Below are 15,870 nucleotides of genomic sequence, written 5' to 3'. Positions count from 1 at the left end.
GACCGCCTCGCTCGTCTGGCGCGGGCGCTCAGCCGTGGTGGGCCCCGCCTGCTCCTGGTGGACGACGTCGACCGGGCCGGCCCCGCGGCCGTCTCCTTCCTGGCCCGCCTCGCGTCCGGTCTCGAGTCCGGCACGACCGCCCTGTTCGCCACGGCGGTCGATCCGCTCGGCGCCGCGGCCGAATTGCGGCTGACCGGCCTGGCCGAAGCGGAGCTGGCCGCCCTGACGGGCCTGCCACCGCGGGCGGTGCACGCGGTGTGGCTGGCCTCGGCCGGGCTGCCCGGGGCCGCCCTCGCGCTCGCCCGCGAGCTGGCCGGTCTGGACCCCGCCGCCGACGCCCTGACCCACTTGGCGCTGAACGCGCCGTCGAAAGCAGCGTTCCTCGACCTCGACACCGGACTGATCCGGCTTCTGGAGGCCGCCGCGGAACATCCGATCGCGCCCGCCGACCGGGCCCGGGTGCTGGCACGCCTCGCCCGGCAGCTGCTGGGGGACCCGTCCGCGGGTGCGCGCCGGCGCGCACTGATCGACGAGGCGGTGGCGCTGGCCCGGGCCACCGGTGATCCCGGCGTCGTCGCCCAAGTCCTGGATTCCCGGCTGCACGCGCTGTGGGATCCGGCGGCCGCCGGTGAACGCCTCACCACGGCCTCGGAGATCGTGGCGCAGGCCCGGCGGGCCGGGGACGCGGCGACCGAGCGGCGCGGGTTGTTCTGGCGCTTCACCGCCCTGGCGGAACTGGGCGACCTGGGGTCCGCCGAGGCGGCGCTCACCGCGTACGCCCGGGCGGGGGAACAGGCCGGCGACCCGGAGGCGGCGGTGGTGGTGCTGGCCCGGCAGTCGATGCTGGCGACGATCCGCGGCCGTTTCGAGGAGGGGGAGGAGCTCGCGGAGCAGGTGGCGGTGCGGGGCCGCCGGGCAGGCCTGGCCGACACCGAGCGCCTGGTCGGCACGTTGCGCGGCAGCCGGGCCGCGCTGCGCGGCGACGTGGAGATCCTGGTGGAGCCCTGGCGTGCGCTGGCCCGGCGGCTGCCGGGTCACTTCTTCGAGGCGGCCGCCGCCCGGGTACTGGTGGAGTCGGGACGCACCGGTCAGGCGGGGCTGGAGCTGCAGCGGCTGCTGCCGTCCGCGCTGGCCGGATCCGGTCCGCGCTGGCTGGGGGTGATGGCCGACCTGGCGGTGGTGGCGTCCCGGACCGGCGAGCCGGCCGCCGCCCAGGCCCTGTACGACGCGCTCGCGCCCTACGCGGGGCGCCTGGTGGTCTGGGGCGGCGCCAACACCATCACCGGACCGGTCGACCACTACCTGGGCCTGCTGGCCACCCGGCTGGGCAGGCTCGACGACGCCGTCTCCCATCTCGACAGCGCCGCCGAACTGGCCCGGCGGATCGGCGCCCTGCCCTGGCAGGCGCACACCCTGGCCGCCCTGGCCGGGGCCCGGTCCGCCCGCGACCACGGCCCGGACCGGGCCCGCGCCGGGACGGATCTCGGCCGGGCCCGGGCGATCGCCGGGCAGCTCGGCATGAGCGGTCTGCTCGCCGCCCTCGACCCGCTGGCCGGCGGGTGGCGGCTGACCCGGGACGGCGACGACTGGCTGCTCGCGGCGGACAGCGAGTCCGCCCGGCTGCGCGACGGGCGGGGGGTGCGGTATCTGGCGGCGCTGCTGGCCGCGCCGGGGCAGGAGATCGCCGCCCTGGACCTGGTGGCCGGCGGGGCGGGCCTTCGGGTGCCCGACCCGGACCCGGTGCTGGACGAGACCGCCCGCTCGTCCTACCGGCGGCGGCTGGCCGAGTTGGCGCGGCAGCTCGACGCGGCCGACCGGGCCGGCGACCTCGACCGCGCGCGGTCCGCCCAGGCGGAGCGGACCGCGCTGCTGGCCGAGCTCCGGCGGGCCACCGGGCTCGGCGGGCGGCCCCGTGCCCAGGCCGGCGAGACCGAACGGGCCCGCGTCAACGCCACCCGGGCGCTGTGGACGACGGTCAAACGGGTGGAGTCGGCCGCGCCGCTGGCCGGGGCCCACCTGCGGGCGTCGCTGCGCACCGGCCGCTTCTTCCGCTACCAGCCCGCGCCGGGCGGCCCGGCCCGGTGGAGCGTGCGCGCCTGACGGAGCGCTCCGGAGCGGCCCGGGCGGCGCGGGCGGCGCGGGTGACCCACGTCACGAACACGATGTGCCGCGCGGGGTTACGCCGTCCTGGGCGGAACCTCGAGACGGGACACGGACATGCGCGACACTTCCACCACAGCGTTCTTCGGCGGGCTGGCCGCCGGCAGCTACGGCGCCGACGACGAGCGCCCGCCGCTGGTGCTTCTGCACGGCCTGACCTACGACCGCCGCCAGTGGGCGCCCGTGCTGCGGGAGCTGGCCGTCATCGACCCGGGCCGCCGGGTGGTCGCGCTGGATCTGCCCGGGCACGGGGACTCGCCGCGGCGGGACACCTACCGCGGCGAGGAGATCGTCACGGCGCTGCACCGGGCGGTGACCGAGGCCGGCCTCGGCGCGCCGGTGATCGTCGGGCACTCGCTGGGCGGCGCGCTGGCGACGATCTACGCCGGCAGGTATCCGACCCGCGGTGTCGTCAACATCGACCAGCCGCTGCTGGTCGGCGGCTTCGGGGAGCTGTTGCGCAAGGCCGAGCCGGTGCTGCGCGGTCCGGACTGGGAAAGCGTCTGGAACTCGCTGCTCGCCGGCATGCACATCGAGCTGCTGCCGCCGGCCGCACGGGAGTTGGTGGAGACCGCCACCTCGCCCCGGCAGGACCTGCTGCTCGGCTACTGGCAGGAGCTGATGTCGGTGCCCGAGCGGACCCACCGGGAGGCCAGGGTCCGCGATCTGCGCACGATCGGCCAAGCCGGCGTGCCCTATCACTACGTGAGCGGCGGCGAGGTGCCTGCGGCCTACCGGCAGTGGCTGGAGTCGGTCCTGCCGGCGGCCGCCGTCACGGTCCTGCCGGGGGGCGGCCACTTCCCGCACCTGGCCCACCCGGCCGAACTGGCCCGGATCATGGCCGGGTGACATCGGCTCCGAGGCCGAGCCATACCCGGTCGCGGGTGAGCGGGAGTTCGGTGAACCGGACGCCGGTGGCGTCGCGCAGCGCGTTCGCGTAGGCCGGGGCGACGGGGTTGAAGGGGCTTTCGCTCATGGACTTGGCGCCCAGCGGGCCGATGGCGTCGTCGGTCGCGGTGAAGTGCACCTCGGTGCGCGGGATGTCGGCGTACTGCGGGAGCCGGTAGCTGCGGAAGGCCGCCGTGGTCACCGCACCGTGCTCGTCGAGGCGTACGTCCTCGAAGAGGGTGGCGCCCAGGGCCTGGGCGACACCGCCCTCGATCTGGCCGCGGCACTGCATGGGGTTCATCACCCGGCCGGCGTCGGCGGCGTGCACGCTGCGCAGCACGCGGACCTCGCCGGTGCCGGGGTCGACGGCGAGACGGAACCACTGGGCGTTGAAGGCGACCGAGCGCGGGGTGCCGCCGAAGTGGCCGTCCGCGGCCGGATCGACCCCGGCCGCGCGGGCCGCCGCGTGCAGGTCCGCCAGCGGGATCCTGCCGCCCTGGCTGCCGTACTCGACGGCGTCCTCGGACAGCCGGCAGGACGAGCGGGGCACGCCCAGGTGGGCGGCGGCGAAGTCCAGGAGTTCGTCGGCCAGGGCGCGGGCGGCGCGCAGGGTGGCCTTGCCGGCGACGACGACGCCGGTGGAGGCGAAGGCGCCGGTGTCGTGCCGGACGACGTCGGTGTCGGACTGGCGGACGGTGATCCGGTCGACGGTGGTGGCGAGTTCGCCCGCCGCGATCTGCCGGTGGACCGTGGTGGTGCCGTTGCCGAACTCGGCGGTGCCGACGGCCAGGTCGAAGGTTCCGTCGGGCAGCAGCGCGGCGCGGGCGTCGGCGATGTGGCCGCCGGGCGGCCCGGTGGCGATCATGGCCAGCGCCGTTCCCTCGCCGGTGAGCCAGCCGTCGGGGGCGGGGGCGGCGGGCTCGGCCCGGGCGCGCCGGAGCACGGCCAGGCACTGGTCCAGGCCGTAGCTGGCGATGTGCAGGTCCTCCTCCTCGCCGCTCGCGGTGACCATGGGCTCGCCGGGTCCGATGATGTTCCTCGCCTTGAAGTCGAGCGGGTCCATGCCGAGCCGGCGCGCCAGCTCGTCCAGCGCCGACTCCACGGCGAACATGACCTGCCCGAGGCCGTAGCCGCGGTAGGCCCCGGCCGGGACGGTGTGGGTGTAGACCGCGTATCCATCGGCCTTCTTGTTCGGGCAGCGGTAGACCGCCAGCGACTCGCTGCACGCGTGGAACATCACCGCCGGCCCGTGGTTGCCGTACGCGCCCGTGTTGGACACCACCCGCAGTTCGAGGGCGGTCAGCGTGCCGTCCGCGCGCGCGCCGGCCTTCACCCGGACGGTGAAGGGGTGCCGGGTGGTGGCGCCGTGGAACTGCTCGGCGCGGGTGTACTCCAGTTTCACCGGCCGGCGCAGGCGCAGCACCGCGAGCGCGACGATGTCCTCGACCAGCATCTCCTGCTTGCCGCCGAAGCCGCCGCCGACCCGGCCGGCCACCACCCGCACCTGCTCCGGGGGCAGGTCGTAGAGCGCGCACAGCGCGCGCCTGGTCAGGAACGGTGTCTGGGTGCTGCTGCGCACCGTCAGCCGGCCGTCGTCGTCGATCCAGCCGACCGCGCCGTGCGTCTCCAGGCTGGCGTGCTGGACGCGCTGGGTGCGGAAGGTCTGCTCGTAGACCGCGTCGGCCGCCGCGAAGGCCGCCCGGACGTCGCCGACCTCGCCGTGCGTCTCGCCGGCCACGTTGTCGCGGGGGCGGGAGATCCTGGCCCGCACCGCGTCCTTCGCGTGCACGACGGGGGCGCCCGGCCGCATCGCCTCCTCGGGGTCGAGGACGGCCGGCAGCACCTCATAGCTGATCGCGACGCGACGGCAGCCCTCCTCGGCGGCGGCCTCGCTGTCGGCGACCACCGCCGCGACCCGCTGGCCGATGTACCGGACGGTGTCGTCCAGCACGCGCGTGTCCTCCGGGTCCTCCTCGGGGTGCTCGTGCCGGGCGGTGGAGAAGTGCCGCTCGGGCGCGTCGTGATGGGTGAGGACGGCGTGCACGCCCGGCACCGCCAGGGCGGCGGCGGTGTCGACGGCGGTGATCCGCGCGTGGGCGTGCGGCGAGCGCAGCAGCTTCATGTGCAGCAGGCCCGGCACCTCGACGTCGAAGGTGAAACGGGCGGTCCCGGTGACCACCTGCGGTCCGGCCGGCGCGGGCAGGTTGCGGCCCACGGACTGCCCCGCGCCGGGCGCCTCGGCGTGCTTGACGCCGCGGATCGCGTCCTCGATGGCCCGGTAGCCGGTGCAGCGGCACAAGTTGCCCTTCAACGCGCGCGGCAGGTCGTCGAGCTGCTCGTCGTCCAGGGCGGCCGCGGTCATCAGCAGGCCGGCCGTGCAAAAGCCGCACTGGAAGCCCTGCGCGTCGAGGAACTGCTGTTGTACGGGGTGCAGTTCGCCCTGGCCGGAAGCCAGGCCCTCGACGGTGGTGACCGTGCGGCCGGCCGCGCGGAAGGCCGGATACAGGCAGCTGTGCACGGGCTCGCCGTCCACATGGACGGTGCAGGCCCCGCAGTCGCCGGCGTCGCAGCCCTTCTTCACCCCGAACCAGCCGCGCTCGCGCAGATACGTGCGCAGGCACTGCCCGGGACGCGGCTCGGCGTCGAAGGGCCGGCCGTTGATCCGTACCGAGAAGGTCATCGCGCACCGTCCTGGCTCAGCTCGGCGCGGATCTCCTCCGCCAGCCGCAGGGTCATGTGCCGCCGCCACGGCGGCAGCCCGTGGATGTCGTCGAACCAGGCGTCGTCGGCGACCGCGCGGGTGATGGCGGCGCGCAGCCCGGCCGCCGACGGCGGCAGCGGGAACGACAGCCGCACCGGCCGCACGGTCGCGGCCGTGACGGTGATCCGCACCGAGCGGTCGAGCGGGTCCAGGGTTCCGACGACCAGGACGCCCGACCGGCCCAGCCCGTGCAGCGACGCCTGCCGGAAGGCGGTCCGGCGGGCCAGGGCCCGGGCGGGCAGCGTCACCGAGCGCAGCAGTTCGCCGTCGGCGAGGTCGTTGCGGCCGGCGCCGGTGACGAAGTCCGCGACGGGGATCCGGCGCGCCGCGCCGTCCTGGGAGCGCAGCAGGCAGCTCCCGTCGAGGGCGGCGGTCAGCGAGATCATCGGACCGGCGGGCAGGGCGTTGCACAGGTTCCCGCCGACGGTCGCCATGTTCCAGATCTTGAACGAGGCCAGGAAGGCCCGGCAGCACTGCTCGATCACGGGTGCGGCCGCGGCCGGCAGGCTCCTGCCGAAGCGGGACAGCTGCGCGATGGTGCAGGTGGCCGCGATCTCCAGCGAGCCGTCCGGCAGCAGGACCACGGGCTCCCAGCCCATCCGGCTCAGATCGAGCAGCCGCCGCAGCCGGGGCTGCGGCTCGGAGAAGAGATAGGTGCCGCCGGCCAGCCAGGCGTCACCCGGACGCCACGCGACGGGGTCGCGGGCGTCCCGTACCTCCAGCACCGTGTTCAGGTCCATGGCTCAGTCAAACAACCCGGAGCCGGTCGCGACGACTGGTTCACCGCACAGAAACACCGGCCGGGGCCTGGAGGATCGGACAACGGGCGTACCGCTTGTTCGCACGGTCATTGCTGACGCAGTCTCCCGCACCGGCCCGGCGAATGCGAGAAGGACGCGCGCGGGCGCCCTGTGCGCCGGGCGGGCCGACTGATGGGCGACGGATGGGCGACGGATGGCCGACGGATGGCCCGGCGGGGCCCGCGTCAGGGTCGGCGGCGCAGCGCGAGGGCCCGCCGGCCGGCGTAGCGCGCCTGGGTGCCCAGTTCCTCCTCGATGCGGATGAGCTGGTTGTACTTGGCGGTGCGGTCGGAGCGGGAGAGCGAACCCGTCTTGATCTGCCCGCAGCCGGTCGCGACGGCGAGGTCGGCGATGGTGGTGTCCTCGGTCTCGCCGGAACGGTGGGACATCACGACGGTGTAGCCGGCGCGGTGCGCGGTGGCGACCGTGGCGAGGGTCTCGGTGAGGGTGCCGATCTGATTGACCTTCACCAGCACGGAGTTGGCGACGCCGTCGCGGATTCCCTCGCCCAGCAGCGTCTGGTTGGTGCAGAAGACGTCGTCACCGGTGAGCTGGCAGCGTTCGCCGAGCCGCGCGGTGAGCAGACGCCAGCCGTCGCGGTCGTCCTCGGCCATCGGGTCCTCGATGGCGGCCACCGGGTAGCGGTCCACGAGTGAGGCCAGGTAGTCGGCGTGCTCGGCCGCGCTGCGGCGTACGCCCTCGCCGGCGTAGTCGTACACCCCGTCGCGGTAGAACTCCGACGTGGCCGGGTCCATGACGACGGTGATGTCAACGCCGGGCTGGTAGCCGGTCCGCTCGACGGCGCGGACGAGGAAGTCCAGCGCCTCCTCGGCGGTGCGCAGATCCGGCGCGAAGCCGCCCTCGTCGCCGACCGCGGTGCTGTGGCCGGCGGCCAGCAGGTCGGCGCGCAGGGTGTGGAAGACCTCCGAGCCCATCCGTACCGCTTCGGCGAAGGTGGCCGCGCCGATCGGCGCGATCATGAACTCCTGGAAGTCCAGGGGATTGTCGGCGTGCGCACCGCCGTTGATGATGTTCATCATCGGCACCGGCAGCAGCCGGGCGTCCACGCCGCCGACGTAGCGGTTGAGCGGCAGCCGGTGGGCGAGCGCGCCGGCCTTGGCGGTGGCCAGGGAGACGCCCAGGATCGCGTTCGCCCCGAGCCTGGCCTTGTCAGGGGTGCCGTCCAGCTCGATCAGCGCGGTGTCCACCGCGGCCTGGTCCTCCGCGGCCAGGCCCACGACGGCGTCGGCGATCGACTCGTTGACGGCGTCCACGGCCCGCCGGACTCCCTTGCCGTGGAAGCGGGCCGGGTCCTCGTCGCGCAGTTCCACCGCTTCCCGGGCGCCGGTGGACGCCCCGGAGGGCACCGCGGCCCGTCCGGTCGAGCCGTCGGCCAGTTCGACGTCGACCTCGACGGTCGGGTGGCCCCGGCTGTCGATGATCTCGCGCGCGGCGATACGGGTGATGGCGGTCATGGCGGCCATGGCGCTCTCCTCACGTCCGGTCCCTGCCGAGGGAGTATGTTCCCCCGAAAAACAAAGTGAGTTCCGAAAGGGAATGTACTCTGTGCGGATGAGGATGCACAACGCCGACGAGGACTGCGGAATCGCCCAGGCGGCCACCGTGATGGGCGACTGGTGGAACGTGCTGGTCCTGCGGGAGATCGCGCGCGGCCACGTCCGCTTCGACACCCTCGCCGCCGAACTCGGCCTGTCCCGCAAGGTCCTCACCGAGCGGCTCGGCCGGCTCGTCGCCCGCGGCGTGCTGCGGCGGGTCCTCTACCAGCGGCGCCCGGTCCGTTACGAATACCTGCTCACCGACTCCGGACTGGCCCTGCTGCCCCTGCTGATGGCCCTGCAGGAGTGGGGCGACCGGTGGGTGCTCGGCGACGGAAGCGCCACCGCGACGGCCGCGGCGGACAGCGCGGAGCACGCCCGCGTCCAGGCCCTGGTCGGCGCCCGGCTGCCCGCGGACCTCCAGCTGCCCGCCGCCGACGGCGCCGACCGCCCGGTCGTCGCGCCGGATGCGGCAGCCACCGTGCTGTTCACCTACCCCGGCAGCGAGCCGGACCGGGACGGGGACCGGACTCCCGGGGGCGCACGGGCCGTTGGGGCTGCGGGGGCTACCGGGGCTGCGGGGGCTGCCGGGATCGCCCGGGTCGCCGGGGCCGGCGGGGAGAACCGGCTCTTCCGCGACGCCTGGCCCGACTTCCGCGGCGCCGCAGTGGCCGTGCACGGCGTCAGCAGCCAACTCCCGCACGAACAGGCGGCCTTGGCCCGCGCGGAGTCCGTGCCGTATCCGCTGCTCTCCGACGCCGGCCAACGGCTGGCCGCCGCCCTGCGCCTGCCGGTCTTCCGGGCCGCGGGCCGGCTGCACCTCAAACGCCTCGTCCTCGTGATCGACCCGGAGCGGACCGTACGGCACGCGCTGTTCCCCGTCGACGACCTCCCGCGAGCCGTCGAGCAGACCCTCCAGCTGGCCGCCGCGACCGCCGCGGCCAGGTGACTGCCCTGTCCCCGCACCCCCGGAAAGGACCTACGAGATGACAGCGGCCGAAGGCATGGGCGACACCGATTACGGCTCGGTCGGCGACGGCTACGCCCGCGTCCGCCGCACCGACCCCCGGATCGCCGCGCTGGTCCACGCCGCCCTGGGCGACGCGCGGACGGTCGTCAACGTCGGCGCGGGCGCCGGCTCGTACGAACCCGCCGACCGCCACGTGCTGCCCGTCGAACCCTCCTCCACCATGCGCGCCCTGCGCCCGCCCCACCTCGCACCGGCCGTCCGGGGCGTCGCGCAGGCGCTGCCGCTCGACGACGACTCGGTGGACGCCGCCATGGCGATGATCACCGTCCATCAGTGGCCGGACCCCGTCGCCGGGCTGCGCGAGATGCGCCGGGTCGCCCGCGGCCCGGTCCTCGTGCTGACCTTCGACGGCGACGAGCTGGGCCGGCTGTGGCTGATGGACTACGTACCCGAATTGCGGCGGGTCGAGGCGAGCCGTTATCCGGCGATCGGCACCATCGCCGCCGAACTCGGCGCGGACACCGCGATCCACGAGGTACCGATCCCGCTCGACTGCGTCGACGGCTTCACCGAGGCCTTCTACGGCCGCCCGGAAGCACTGCTGGACCCGGCGGTGCGGCGGGCGCAGTCCGCGTGGGGCTTCCTCGAACCGGGCGTCGAGGAACGGGCGGTGCGGGCACTGGCCGCCGACCTGGCGTCGGGGGCCTGGGACGAGCGGTACGGATTCCACCGCACCCGGCCCCATTTCCACGGAGCGGTGCGGCTGATCGTCGGCCGGAAGCCCGACGCGCGATACCCGACGCCGGACGCCGGACGCCGGACGGGAGCGTGCCGGCGTCGGCGCGTTCAGCGGGGCCGGCCGCCCGGTTCGCGGGCGAGGTCGCAGAGGAGTTGGTAGGCGGTCTGGACGAATCGGCTGTGCAGGCCGGGGGCGGTGTTCGTCAGCGCCACCACGGCGACGGCCGGGTCACGGCTGAAGCCGGCGAAGGCGGTGAAACCGCGGGTGGCGCCGGAGTGGAAGTACAGCGCGGGGGCGGGCGCGGGGCGCACGCGCCGGGTCCAGGCGAGGGCGAGTTCCGGGCCGGCGAGGGCACGGCGGCGGGGGCGGGTCACCTCGTGCAGCGCCAGGTGCAGCGGCTGCCCGGGGGGTGTGACGGTGTGCGGGGCGATGAGACCGCGCAGGTAGCGCAGCAGGTCCCGGGCGCTGGAGCGCAGCGCGCCGGCGGCCGGCATCGAGGGGATGAGGAAGGGTGGTCGCGGGCGGCCGTGCCAGTGGCCGGTGGCCTGGGGTCCGGCGGGGTCGGCGGTGGTGTCGGTCAGGGCCAGCGGCTCCAGCACGTGTGCCCGCAGCAGCGCGTCGTAGCCGGTGCCGGCCTGCTCGGTGAGCAGCGCGCCGAGCAGGCCGACACCGAAGTTGGAGTAGTGCACCCGGGTGCCGGGCGGATGCCCCAGCCGGCTGACGGCCAGGGAATCCAGCAGCGCCTCCGGCGGGAACGCCTGGTACGGGTTGGTGGTCCACGAGGGCGCCGCGGTCCGCAGCAGACCCGGGGGGAGCCGCGGCAGCCCGGAGGTGTGCGTCGCCAGCTGCTCCAGGGTGATGTCCGCGGCCAGGGGGCTCCGGGGCAGCGACCGGCGCGGGATCAGGGCGCCGAGCGGCTCGTCGAGGCATACCGGGCCTCGCGCCGCCAGGTCGGCGAGCAGCAGCGAGGTGAACGTCTTGGTGACCGACCCGAGTTCGAAACGGGTCCGGTCGGTGACGGGAAGCGTTCCGCCGCGGTCGGTGAAACCCCGGCAGAGCGTGGTGGATTCGCCGGCCGCGTATGCCGCGACCACCAGGCCGGCCCGGCGGCCCGCGGCCCGCGCGACCGTTTCCAGCCGCCCGGGCGGCAGCCGGGCGCGGTCACGCGCGGGCGGCATCGCCGTAGCGGGAGGACGCCAGGGTCCCGGCGACGGTCGCCACGACCGCCGTATGGCGGTGGTCCCGGAACGCGATGTCCGGGTTCTCGTCCACCGGCTGCCCGTCGCGGGGCAGCAGGCCGTCCGGGCGCTGGACCGCGGCGATCCGCTCCCACACGCCCGGTGCGCGCCCCGGCCGGGGAAGGCAGCCGTCCACGATGAGCAGTTCGGCGACGAGGTCCCACTCCTGGATCTCCAGCCAGACCTCCATCCACACCGGCAGCCAGGCGGCCAGGTATGCGGCCACCCGGGGCGGCAGCGCGTCCGGCCGCGCCCCCCAGTCGGTGACGTGGAAGACGGTGTGCGTCATGCAGTAGGCCGTCATCCAGTCGATCATCCACGGCTCGGGGGTGTGCCCCAGCCACGTGGCGTCGAGCAGCGCCCGCCAGTCGGCGCGGGGGCCCACCCCGGCGATCCGGGCTGCGTTCGCCACCGCCAGCCGGCGGTTGGGCAGTTGCTCCGCGCCGCGCTGCGAGGCCAGGCCGCCGAGGTGGGCGACGAGTGTCTCCAGGCGCTCGTGCCGGTGGCCGCCGCGCGCGAAGTGGGCGTAGAGCTCCATCGGGTCGGTTGCCGTCGGGTAGCGCAACTGCCGCTCGTAGAGCAGATCGCCGCGGCCCAGCTGGGTCCAGGCGAAGTCGAGCAGATCCCGGGCCGCCCGCCGGCCGCCCGAGGAGGCCATCCCTTCCCGCAGCACCAGGGAGGCGGCCAGCGCCGATTCGCCCAGTGGCTTGTAGACGCTGTCGGGGTCGGCGAGTTCGGCCGTGGTGTCGGGCGGCACCGCGGCGCGGCCGGCGTTGTGGTGCAACCAGTCCAGTGCGCGGGCCGCCACCAGGTGCGCGACCTGCCGGGCGGGCACCGGCGCTCCGCTGGACGCCGTGGTCATGGGCCGTGCTCCTTCGGCTCCCGGTCGCCGGCCAGGAGCAGGCGTGCGACGGCGGTGTTCATCACGGTCCTGGCGCCGGTCGCGCCGCACAGCTCCAGGTGGGTCACCACCGCGGCGATGTCCATGCCGGGCACGGCGACGGATCGGGGGGCCAGGGCGACCCAGCGGGCGAGCCGCGCGGCGGTGGGGTGGTCGCGGCGCAGCATCGAGCGGGCGAGCCCCCGGCTCAGATCCAGCGTCCGGCGGGCCGCCTGCTCGCGGACCGGTCCGTTCAGGCCGGGCAGCGCGAGCGGGGACAGCCGCGCCATCCACCGCACCCAGGTCTGCCAGTCCCCCGTGGTCGCGGCCGCCGACAGGTCGGGCCCGGCGGCATTCGGGTCGGGCCCGGCGGCACCAGGGTCGGGCCCGGCGGCGCTCGGGCCGGGCACGGGGGCGTCTCCGCCGCACCGGGCGAGCAGCGCGGCGGTCGCCCGGCCGAGCCGGACGGCCTCGGGCGGATCACCCGCGGAGAGCGGGAAGACGCGCAGCGCCTCGGCCACCACCTCGCGGTCCGCCGGCCCGAAGGGTGCTCCGGCGAGCAGTGCGGGTGCGAAGACATCAGGTCCCAGCACCCGCACCGCCGCCAACGCCGCTCGCGTGTCCGCCGCTTGCGCGACGTGGGCAGCCAGGCCCGGCGGGTCCTGCGCGCTCCGCAAAGCAGCCAGAACGTGTCCGGCCAGACTGTCCACGGCCGCCGCATAGTCAGCCGACGGCGCGAAGCCCGCGTGCGACATCGGCGACCCGCCTTTCTCTGTGCGCCGTCGGGGATGCCTGCGTCACCTTCGGCGCCTACTTCCCGCGGGGCTCGGCCGGCTCCTTGGGCGACAGCAGGATCAGGGCCAGCAGGAGCTGGGAGGCCTCCGGCGCGAACACCGGCGCGCCGCTGACCGATGCCTCCGGTTCGGAGATCAGCGAGTGGACCGCGGCACGCTCGGCCGATCCGGCGAGCACCGCGCGGGTGCGAGTGATGGTCTGGACGGACATCTTTCCTCCAACCTGGCGGCCGCCCGATCCCGGGCGGCCCTAGCGGCGTTGCGCGGCGACCGCCGCCAACGAACGGGCCCCCGAGTGCAACGAGCGCCCGTTACAGGGCACTTGCCCAGATACGTTCGCGTTGACGACGGACCACACCTTTTTTCACTCTTTCCAGCGAACGGGGCGAGATGACGGAGTTCACGCCGGGCGACGGCAGGGCGGCCTCGGCGGACGACCGAACCCCGGCGCGGTGGCCGGGGATTCGGCATCGGCGGCGGGTCAGCCGGTGAAGCCGGGGAGCACCTGGGTCGAGGTCAGCACGTTCTCGGGGCCCTGGCCCGGGTCGCCGCCGATCTCGAAGAAGCCCGGGGCCGAACCGCCGCGCAGCTCGCCGAACAGCGAATCCGGCAGTGGGCTCCAGCTGTTGGCCGCCGGATCGTAGGCGAAGCCCTGGTTCGTCTCCAGCAACGCGTCGTCGACAGCGCCGTCCTGGACCAGCAGCTTTCCGTTCGCGACGGTGTAGGCGGCGCCGAAGGCGTCCTCGGGGAGGTCGGCGATCCGGGACCAGCCGTCGGTGGCCGGGTCGTAGACGTACGCGGCGGTGAGCGTCTCGACCACTCCGGCCAGGTCGGAGCCCCCGGCGCAGTAGATCTTGCCGCTGATGGCCCCGCAGGCGGCGAAGTCCACGGGGGTCGGGTAGGAGGCAGTCCGCGACCAGGTGTTGGCGGCCGGGTCGTACACCTGGACGTCGGCGACCGAGCCGCACTGCTCCGCGTCGCACCCGCCGACCAGATAGAGCTTGCCGTCCAGCACGGTGGCCGCGGCGGCGGCGACCGGTTCGGGCAGCGGCGCCAGCCGCGTCCACCGGTTGGTGGCGGGGTCGTACACGTCGGTCTCGGCGACGGGCCGGTCGTCGGTGCCCCAGCCGCCGGTCAGGTAGAACTTCCCGTCGATGAAGGCGCCGGAGGCGGTGCTGCGGACCACGGGCGAGGCGGTGAGCCTCTTCCAGCTGCCGGCCCCGGGCGCCAGGGCGTACAGGTCCGCGGTGGAGGCCGCGCCGGTCCAACCGGTCACCGAATAGACGGTGCCGTTGTTGCTGCCGACGACATTGTCGGAGATCCGGGTCGGGAAGGCGGCCAGCGACCGCCAGGCACCGCCGGGGGCCGGGGTGGCAGTCGGCGACGGGGTGCCGCCGCCCTTGCCGCCGCCGCCCTTCGACTCCGGCGCCGACCGGGGGGACATCAACCGCGCCCGGTCCGCAGGGGAGTTGAGGGCGAGCAGGTTGTGCCGCGCCTGGGCGGCGAGGCCGCTCCCCGCGGTCCCGGCCGCGTTGGTGGCAGTGGCCGTGGCCGGCTGACCGCCCAGCAGGACCAGGGCGGTGGCCGCGGCAAGCCCCAAGCCGCCGGCCGCGAGCCGGCGGTACTGCTTCTTCCTCGTGGTGCGCACGATGACTCCTCAGGTGTCATGAGGCAGCGAACGGGGGCCCGGCACCTTCCACCGCGCGTATGCGCGCACGGCAGCCACCGGCGGGGGCCGCATATCCCCCGCGGCCGGGCTGTCTCCGATTCTGCGCAGCGGCCTTTCTGTTGCACGAGTGGTGCGGCGATACGCGTGTTGTGAGAAGACCGACAGGGCGCCCGTTGAACAACGGCCCCCTCAATTCCGTGTCTGGCCCGGCTGCTCGAACGAGCCGACTGCGCCGGCGCCCCGGGGACGGCGTACCTGACGCGGCGTAAGGTGGCACGGCCGATCCTGGCAGGAGTAGCCCGGACAGGCATTGGGCATGTCCACGGAGTCCGGACACCCCGGACATTCGGGGATGGGGAACTGACATGGGGGCGGCGTGAGTTCACAGGCGTCGGTGCCGATCGTCCAGCGCCAGAACGATCCGGAGATGCTTCAGCTCCTGCGTGCCGCCGCCGCGTCCCACGCCCGCGCGCAACGCTTCGCCTCCGGTCACGTCGCCGTGTCCGCGGCCCTCGCCGCCGGAGCGGTGGCCGGCGTGTTCGTGCCCTCGGTGCAGACGCCCCTGACCCTCCTCGGCCTGCTGTGGGCAGTCGTGTACGCCGTCGGGGCGAGCGCATGGACCAGGACCGAGTTCCGCAGGGCGGCTCTGTTCCAGGAGACCTTCGACACCGGCCTGTTCGGGCTCCCCTGGAACCATGTACTGGCCGGGCCGGGCCCTCGGCGGACGAGACAAGCCGCAACGCGCGCCGTTACCGGGGAGCGCCCGGCAAACTGCGCGACTACTACGAGATCCGGGACCTCCCCCGCCCGTTCGATGTCGTCGCCTGCCAACTGCAAAACCTCGGCTGGGGTGCGCGCATCCGCAGCCGCTACGCCACCGCGGTCCAGACCGGGCTCTTCGTCTGGCTCGCCGCGGGGGCGGTGGCCGGCATCCTGACCCAGATGACCCTGACTTCCGTGTTGATCCACTGGTATGTCCCCTCGCTCGGGTTGCTGCTGCTGGGCGTCGACACCTACAAGTCCCAGCTGGACACCAAGGCGGCACGGGAGCACGCCAGGTGGGCGCTGCGTTCCCGGATCGAGGAGTACGCCCGGGCCGGCGCGCCCCCGGCGGAAATGCCGGAGGTGTTGTCCCTGGCGCGTCAGGTGCAGGACGTCCTGCTGCAAACCCGGCTGACGCAAGCCCGGGTCCCCGACTGGTTCTTCAACAGGTTCCTGGAGGCCGACCGGGCGGACTTCGCGGCGGACATGGACGAACTCGCCGGACTGGCGGCCTCGCCGTCGCCCGCCGCCGGGCACAGCTGAGGAAGCGGCGAGGAAACGGCGAGGAAACGGCGCGGCGGCACCGAAGGGAGGCGCTGGCGCTCGCGTCCCGGCCCGCGGGCTGGGAGTACCTGCCGCTCCTGCGCCGGCTG

Annotated in this window: 11 protein-coding genes and 2 pseudogenes; 5 read left to right on the top strand and 8 right to left on the bottom strand. The window is 74.8% G+C overall.

The genetic code is table 11. The annotated features are described in order from the left end of the window. Together GA0115240_RS37200 and GA0115240_RS24785 are read left to right on the top strand one after the other, a co-directional pair. A pseudogene (locus GA0115240_RS37200) lies at nucleotides 1–2,100 on the top strand (hypothetical protein); the annotation flags it as partial. A gap of 117 nt (nucleotides 2,101–2,217) precedes the next feature. Next, the gene (locus GA0115240_RS24785; protein ID WP_093739802.1) at nucleotides 2,218–3,009 is read left to right on the top strand and encodes an alpha/beta fold hydrolase; all 792 of its coding nucleotides are present in this window, start codon (nucleotides 2,218–2,220) and stop codon (nucleotides 3,007–3,009) included. On the opposite strand, the gene GA0115240_RS24780 is transcribed toward GA0115240_RS24785, so the two are convergent. From GA0115240_RS24780 to eno, 3 genes are all read right to left on the bottom strand, one after another. Continuing rightward, nucleotides 2,996–5,728: a molybdopterin-dependent oxidoreductase gene (locus GA0115240_RS24780; RefSeq protein WP_093739800.1), complete on the bottom strand. Its 2,733-nt coding sequence runs from the start codon at nucleotides 5,726–5,728 to the stop codon at nucleotides 2,996–2,998. The genes GA0115240_RS24785 and GA0115240_RS24780 overlap by 14 nt on opposite strands. Beyond that, nucleotides 5,725–6,549 carry an FAD binding domain-containing protein gene (locus GA0115240_RS24775; protein WP_093739798.1) on the bottom strand — a complete coding sequence of 275 codons (825 nt, stop codon included), beginning with the start codon at nucleotides 6,547–6,549 and terminating at the stop codon, nucleotides 5,725–5,727. Before GA0115240_RS24775 ends, GA0115240_RS24780 begins: the two co-directional genes overlap by 4 nt. A 245-nt stretch (nucleotides 6,550–6,794) precedes the next feature. Then, nucleotides 6,795–8,084, bottom strand: a complete 1,290-nt coding sequence (gene eno / locus GA0115240_RS24770) for a phosphopyruvate hydratase (RefSeq protein ID WP_093739810.1) — start codon at nucleotides 8,082–8,084, stop codon at nucleotides 6,795–6,797. A 97-nt stretch (nucleotides 8,085–8,181) separates the two neighbouring features. Between eno and GA0115240_RS24765 the strand changes: the two genes are divergently transcribed. Together GA0115240_RS24765 and GA0115240_RS24760 are read left to right on the top strand one after the other, a co-directional pair. Then, nucleotides 8,182–9,114 (top strand): winged helix-turn-helix transcriptional regulator, encoded by a 933-nt coding sequence (locus tag GA0115240_RS24765; protein ID WP_093739796.1) that lies wholly within the window; start codon nucleotides 8,182–8,184, stop codon nucleotides 9,112–9,114. A gap of 37 nt (nucleotides 9,115–9,151) precedes the next feature. Further along, nucleotides 9,152–10,033, top strand: coding sequence for a class I SAM-dependent methyltransferase (locus GA0115240_RS24760; RefSeq protein ID WP_093739794.1), 882 nt, complete (start codon nucleotides 9,152–9,154; stop codon nucleotides 10,031–10,033). Here GA0115240_RS24760 and GA0115240_RS24755 read toward each other — a convergent pair. From GA0115240_RS24755 to GA0115240_RS24735, 5 genes are all read right to left on the bottom strand, one after another. After that, nucleotides 9,982–11,052: a serine hydrolase domain-containing protein gene (locus tag GA0115240_RS24755; RefSeq protein ID WP_093739792.1), complete on the bottom strand. Its 1,071-nt coding sequence runs from the start codon at nucleotides 11,050–11,052 to the stop codon at nucleotides 9,982–9,984. The two genes, GA0115240_RS24760 and GA0115240_RS24755, sit on opposite strands and share 52 nt — an antisense overlap. Then, on the bottom strand, nucleotides 11,036–11,974 hold the full coding sequence (locus tag GA0115240_RS24750) for a DUF6895 family protein (RefSeq protein ID WP_093739790.1): 939 nt from the start codon (nucleotides 11,972–11,974) through the stop codon (nucleotides 11,036–11,038). The genes GA0115240_RS24755 and GA0115240_RS24750 overlap by 17 nt, the downstream gene beginning before the upstream one ends. Next, nucleotides 11,971–12,702, bottom strand: coding sequence for a hypothetical protein (locus GA0115240_RS24745; RefSeq protein ID WP_141708954.1), 732 nt, complete (start codon nucleotides 12,700–12,702; stop codon nucleotides 11,971–11,973). The genes GA0115240_RS24750 and GA0115240_RS24745 overlap by 4 nt, the downstream gene beginning before the upstream one ends. Nucleotides 12,703–12,802: 100 nt before the next feature. Next, on the bottom strand, nucleotides 12,803–12,997 hold the full coding sequence (locus GA0115240_RS24740; RefSeq protein WP_176725163.1) for a hypothetical protein: 195 nt from the start codon (nucleotides 12,995–12,997) through the stop codon (nucleotides 12,803–12,805). Nucleotides 12,998–13,267: 270 nt separating this feature from the next. After that, nucleotides 13,268–14,434, bottom strand: a complete 1,167-nt coding sequence (locus tag GA0115240_RS24735) for a Kelch repeat-containing protein (protein WP_093739786.1) — start codon at nucleotides 14,432–14,434, stop codon at nucleotides 13,268–13,270. A 448-nt stretch (nucleotides 14,435–14,882) separates the two neighbouring features. Here GA0115240_RS24735 and GA0115240_RS36345 point away from each other — a divergent pair. Beyond that, nucleotides 14,883–15,760 (top strand): annotated as a pseudogene (locus tag GA0115240_RS36345) (S-4TM family putative pore-forming effector). The last annotated feature ends 110 nt before the right edge of the window (nucleotides 15,761–15,870 follow it).

Origin of the sequence: Streptomyces sp. DvalAA-14 (assembly GCF_900091855.1) — a bacterium.
Taxonomy (GTDB): Bacteria; Actinomycetota; Actinomycetes; order Streptomycetales; family Streptomycetaceae; genus Actinacidiphila.
This window is presented reverse-complemented; position numbering and strand designations above follow the sequence as displayed.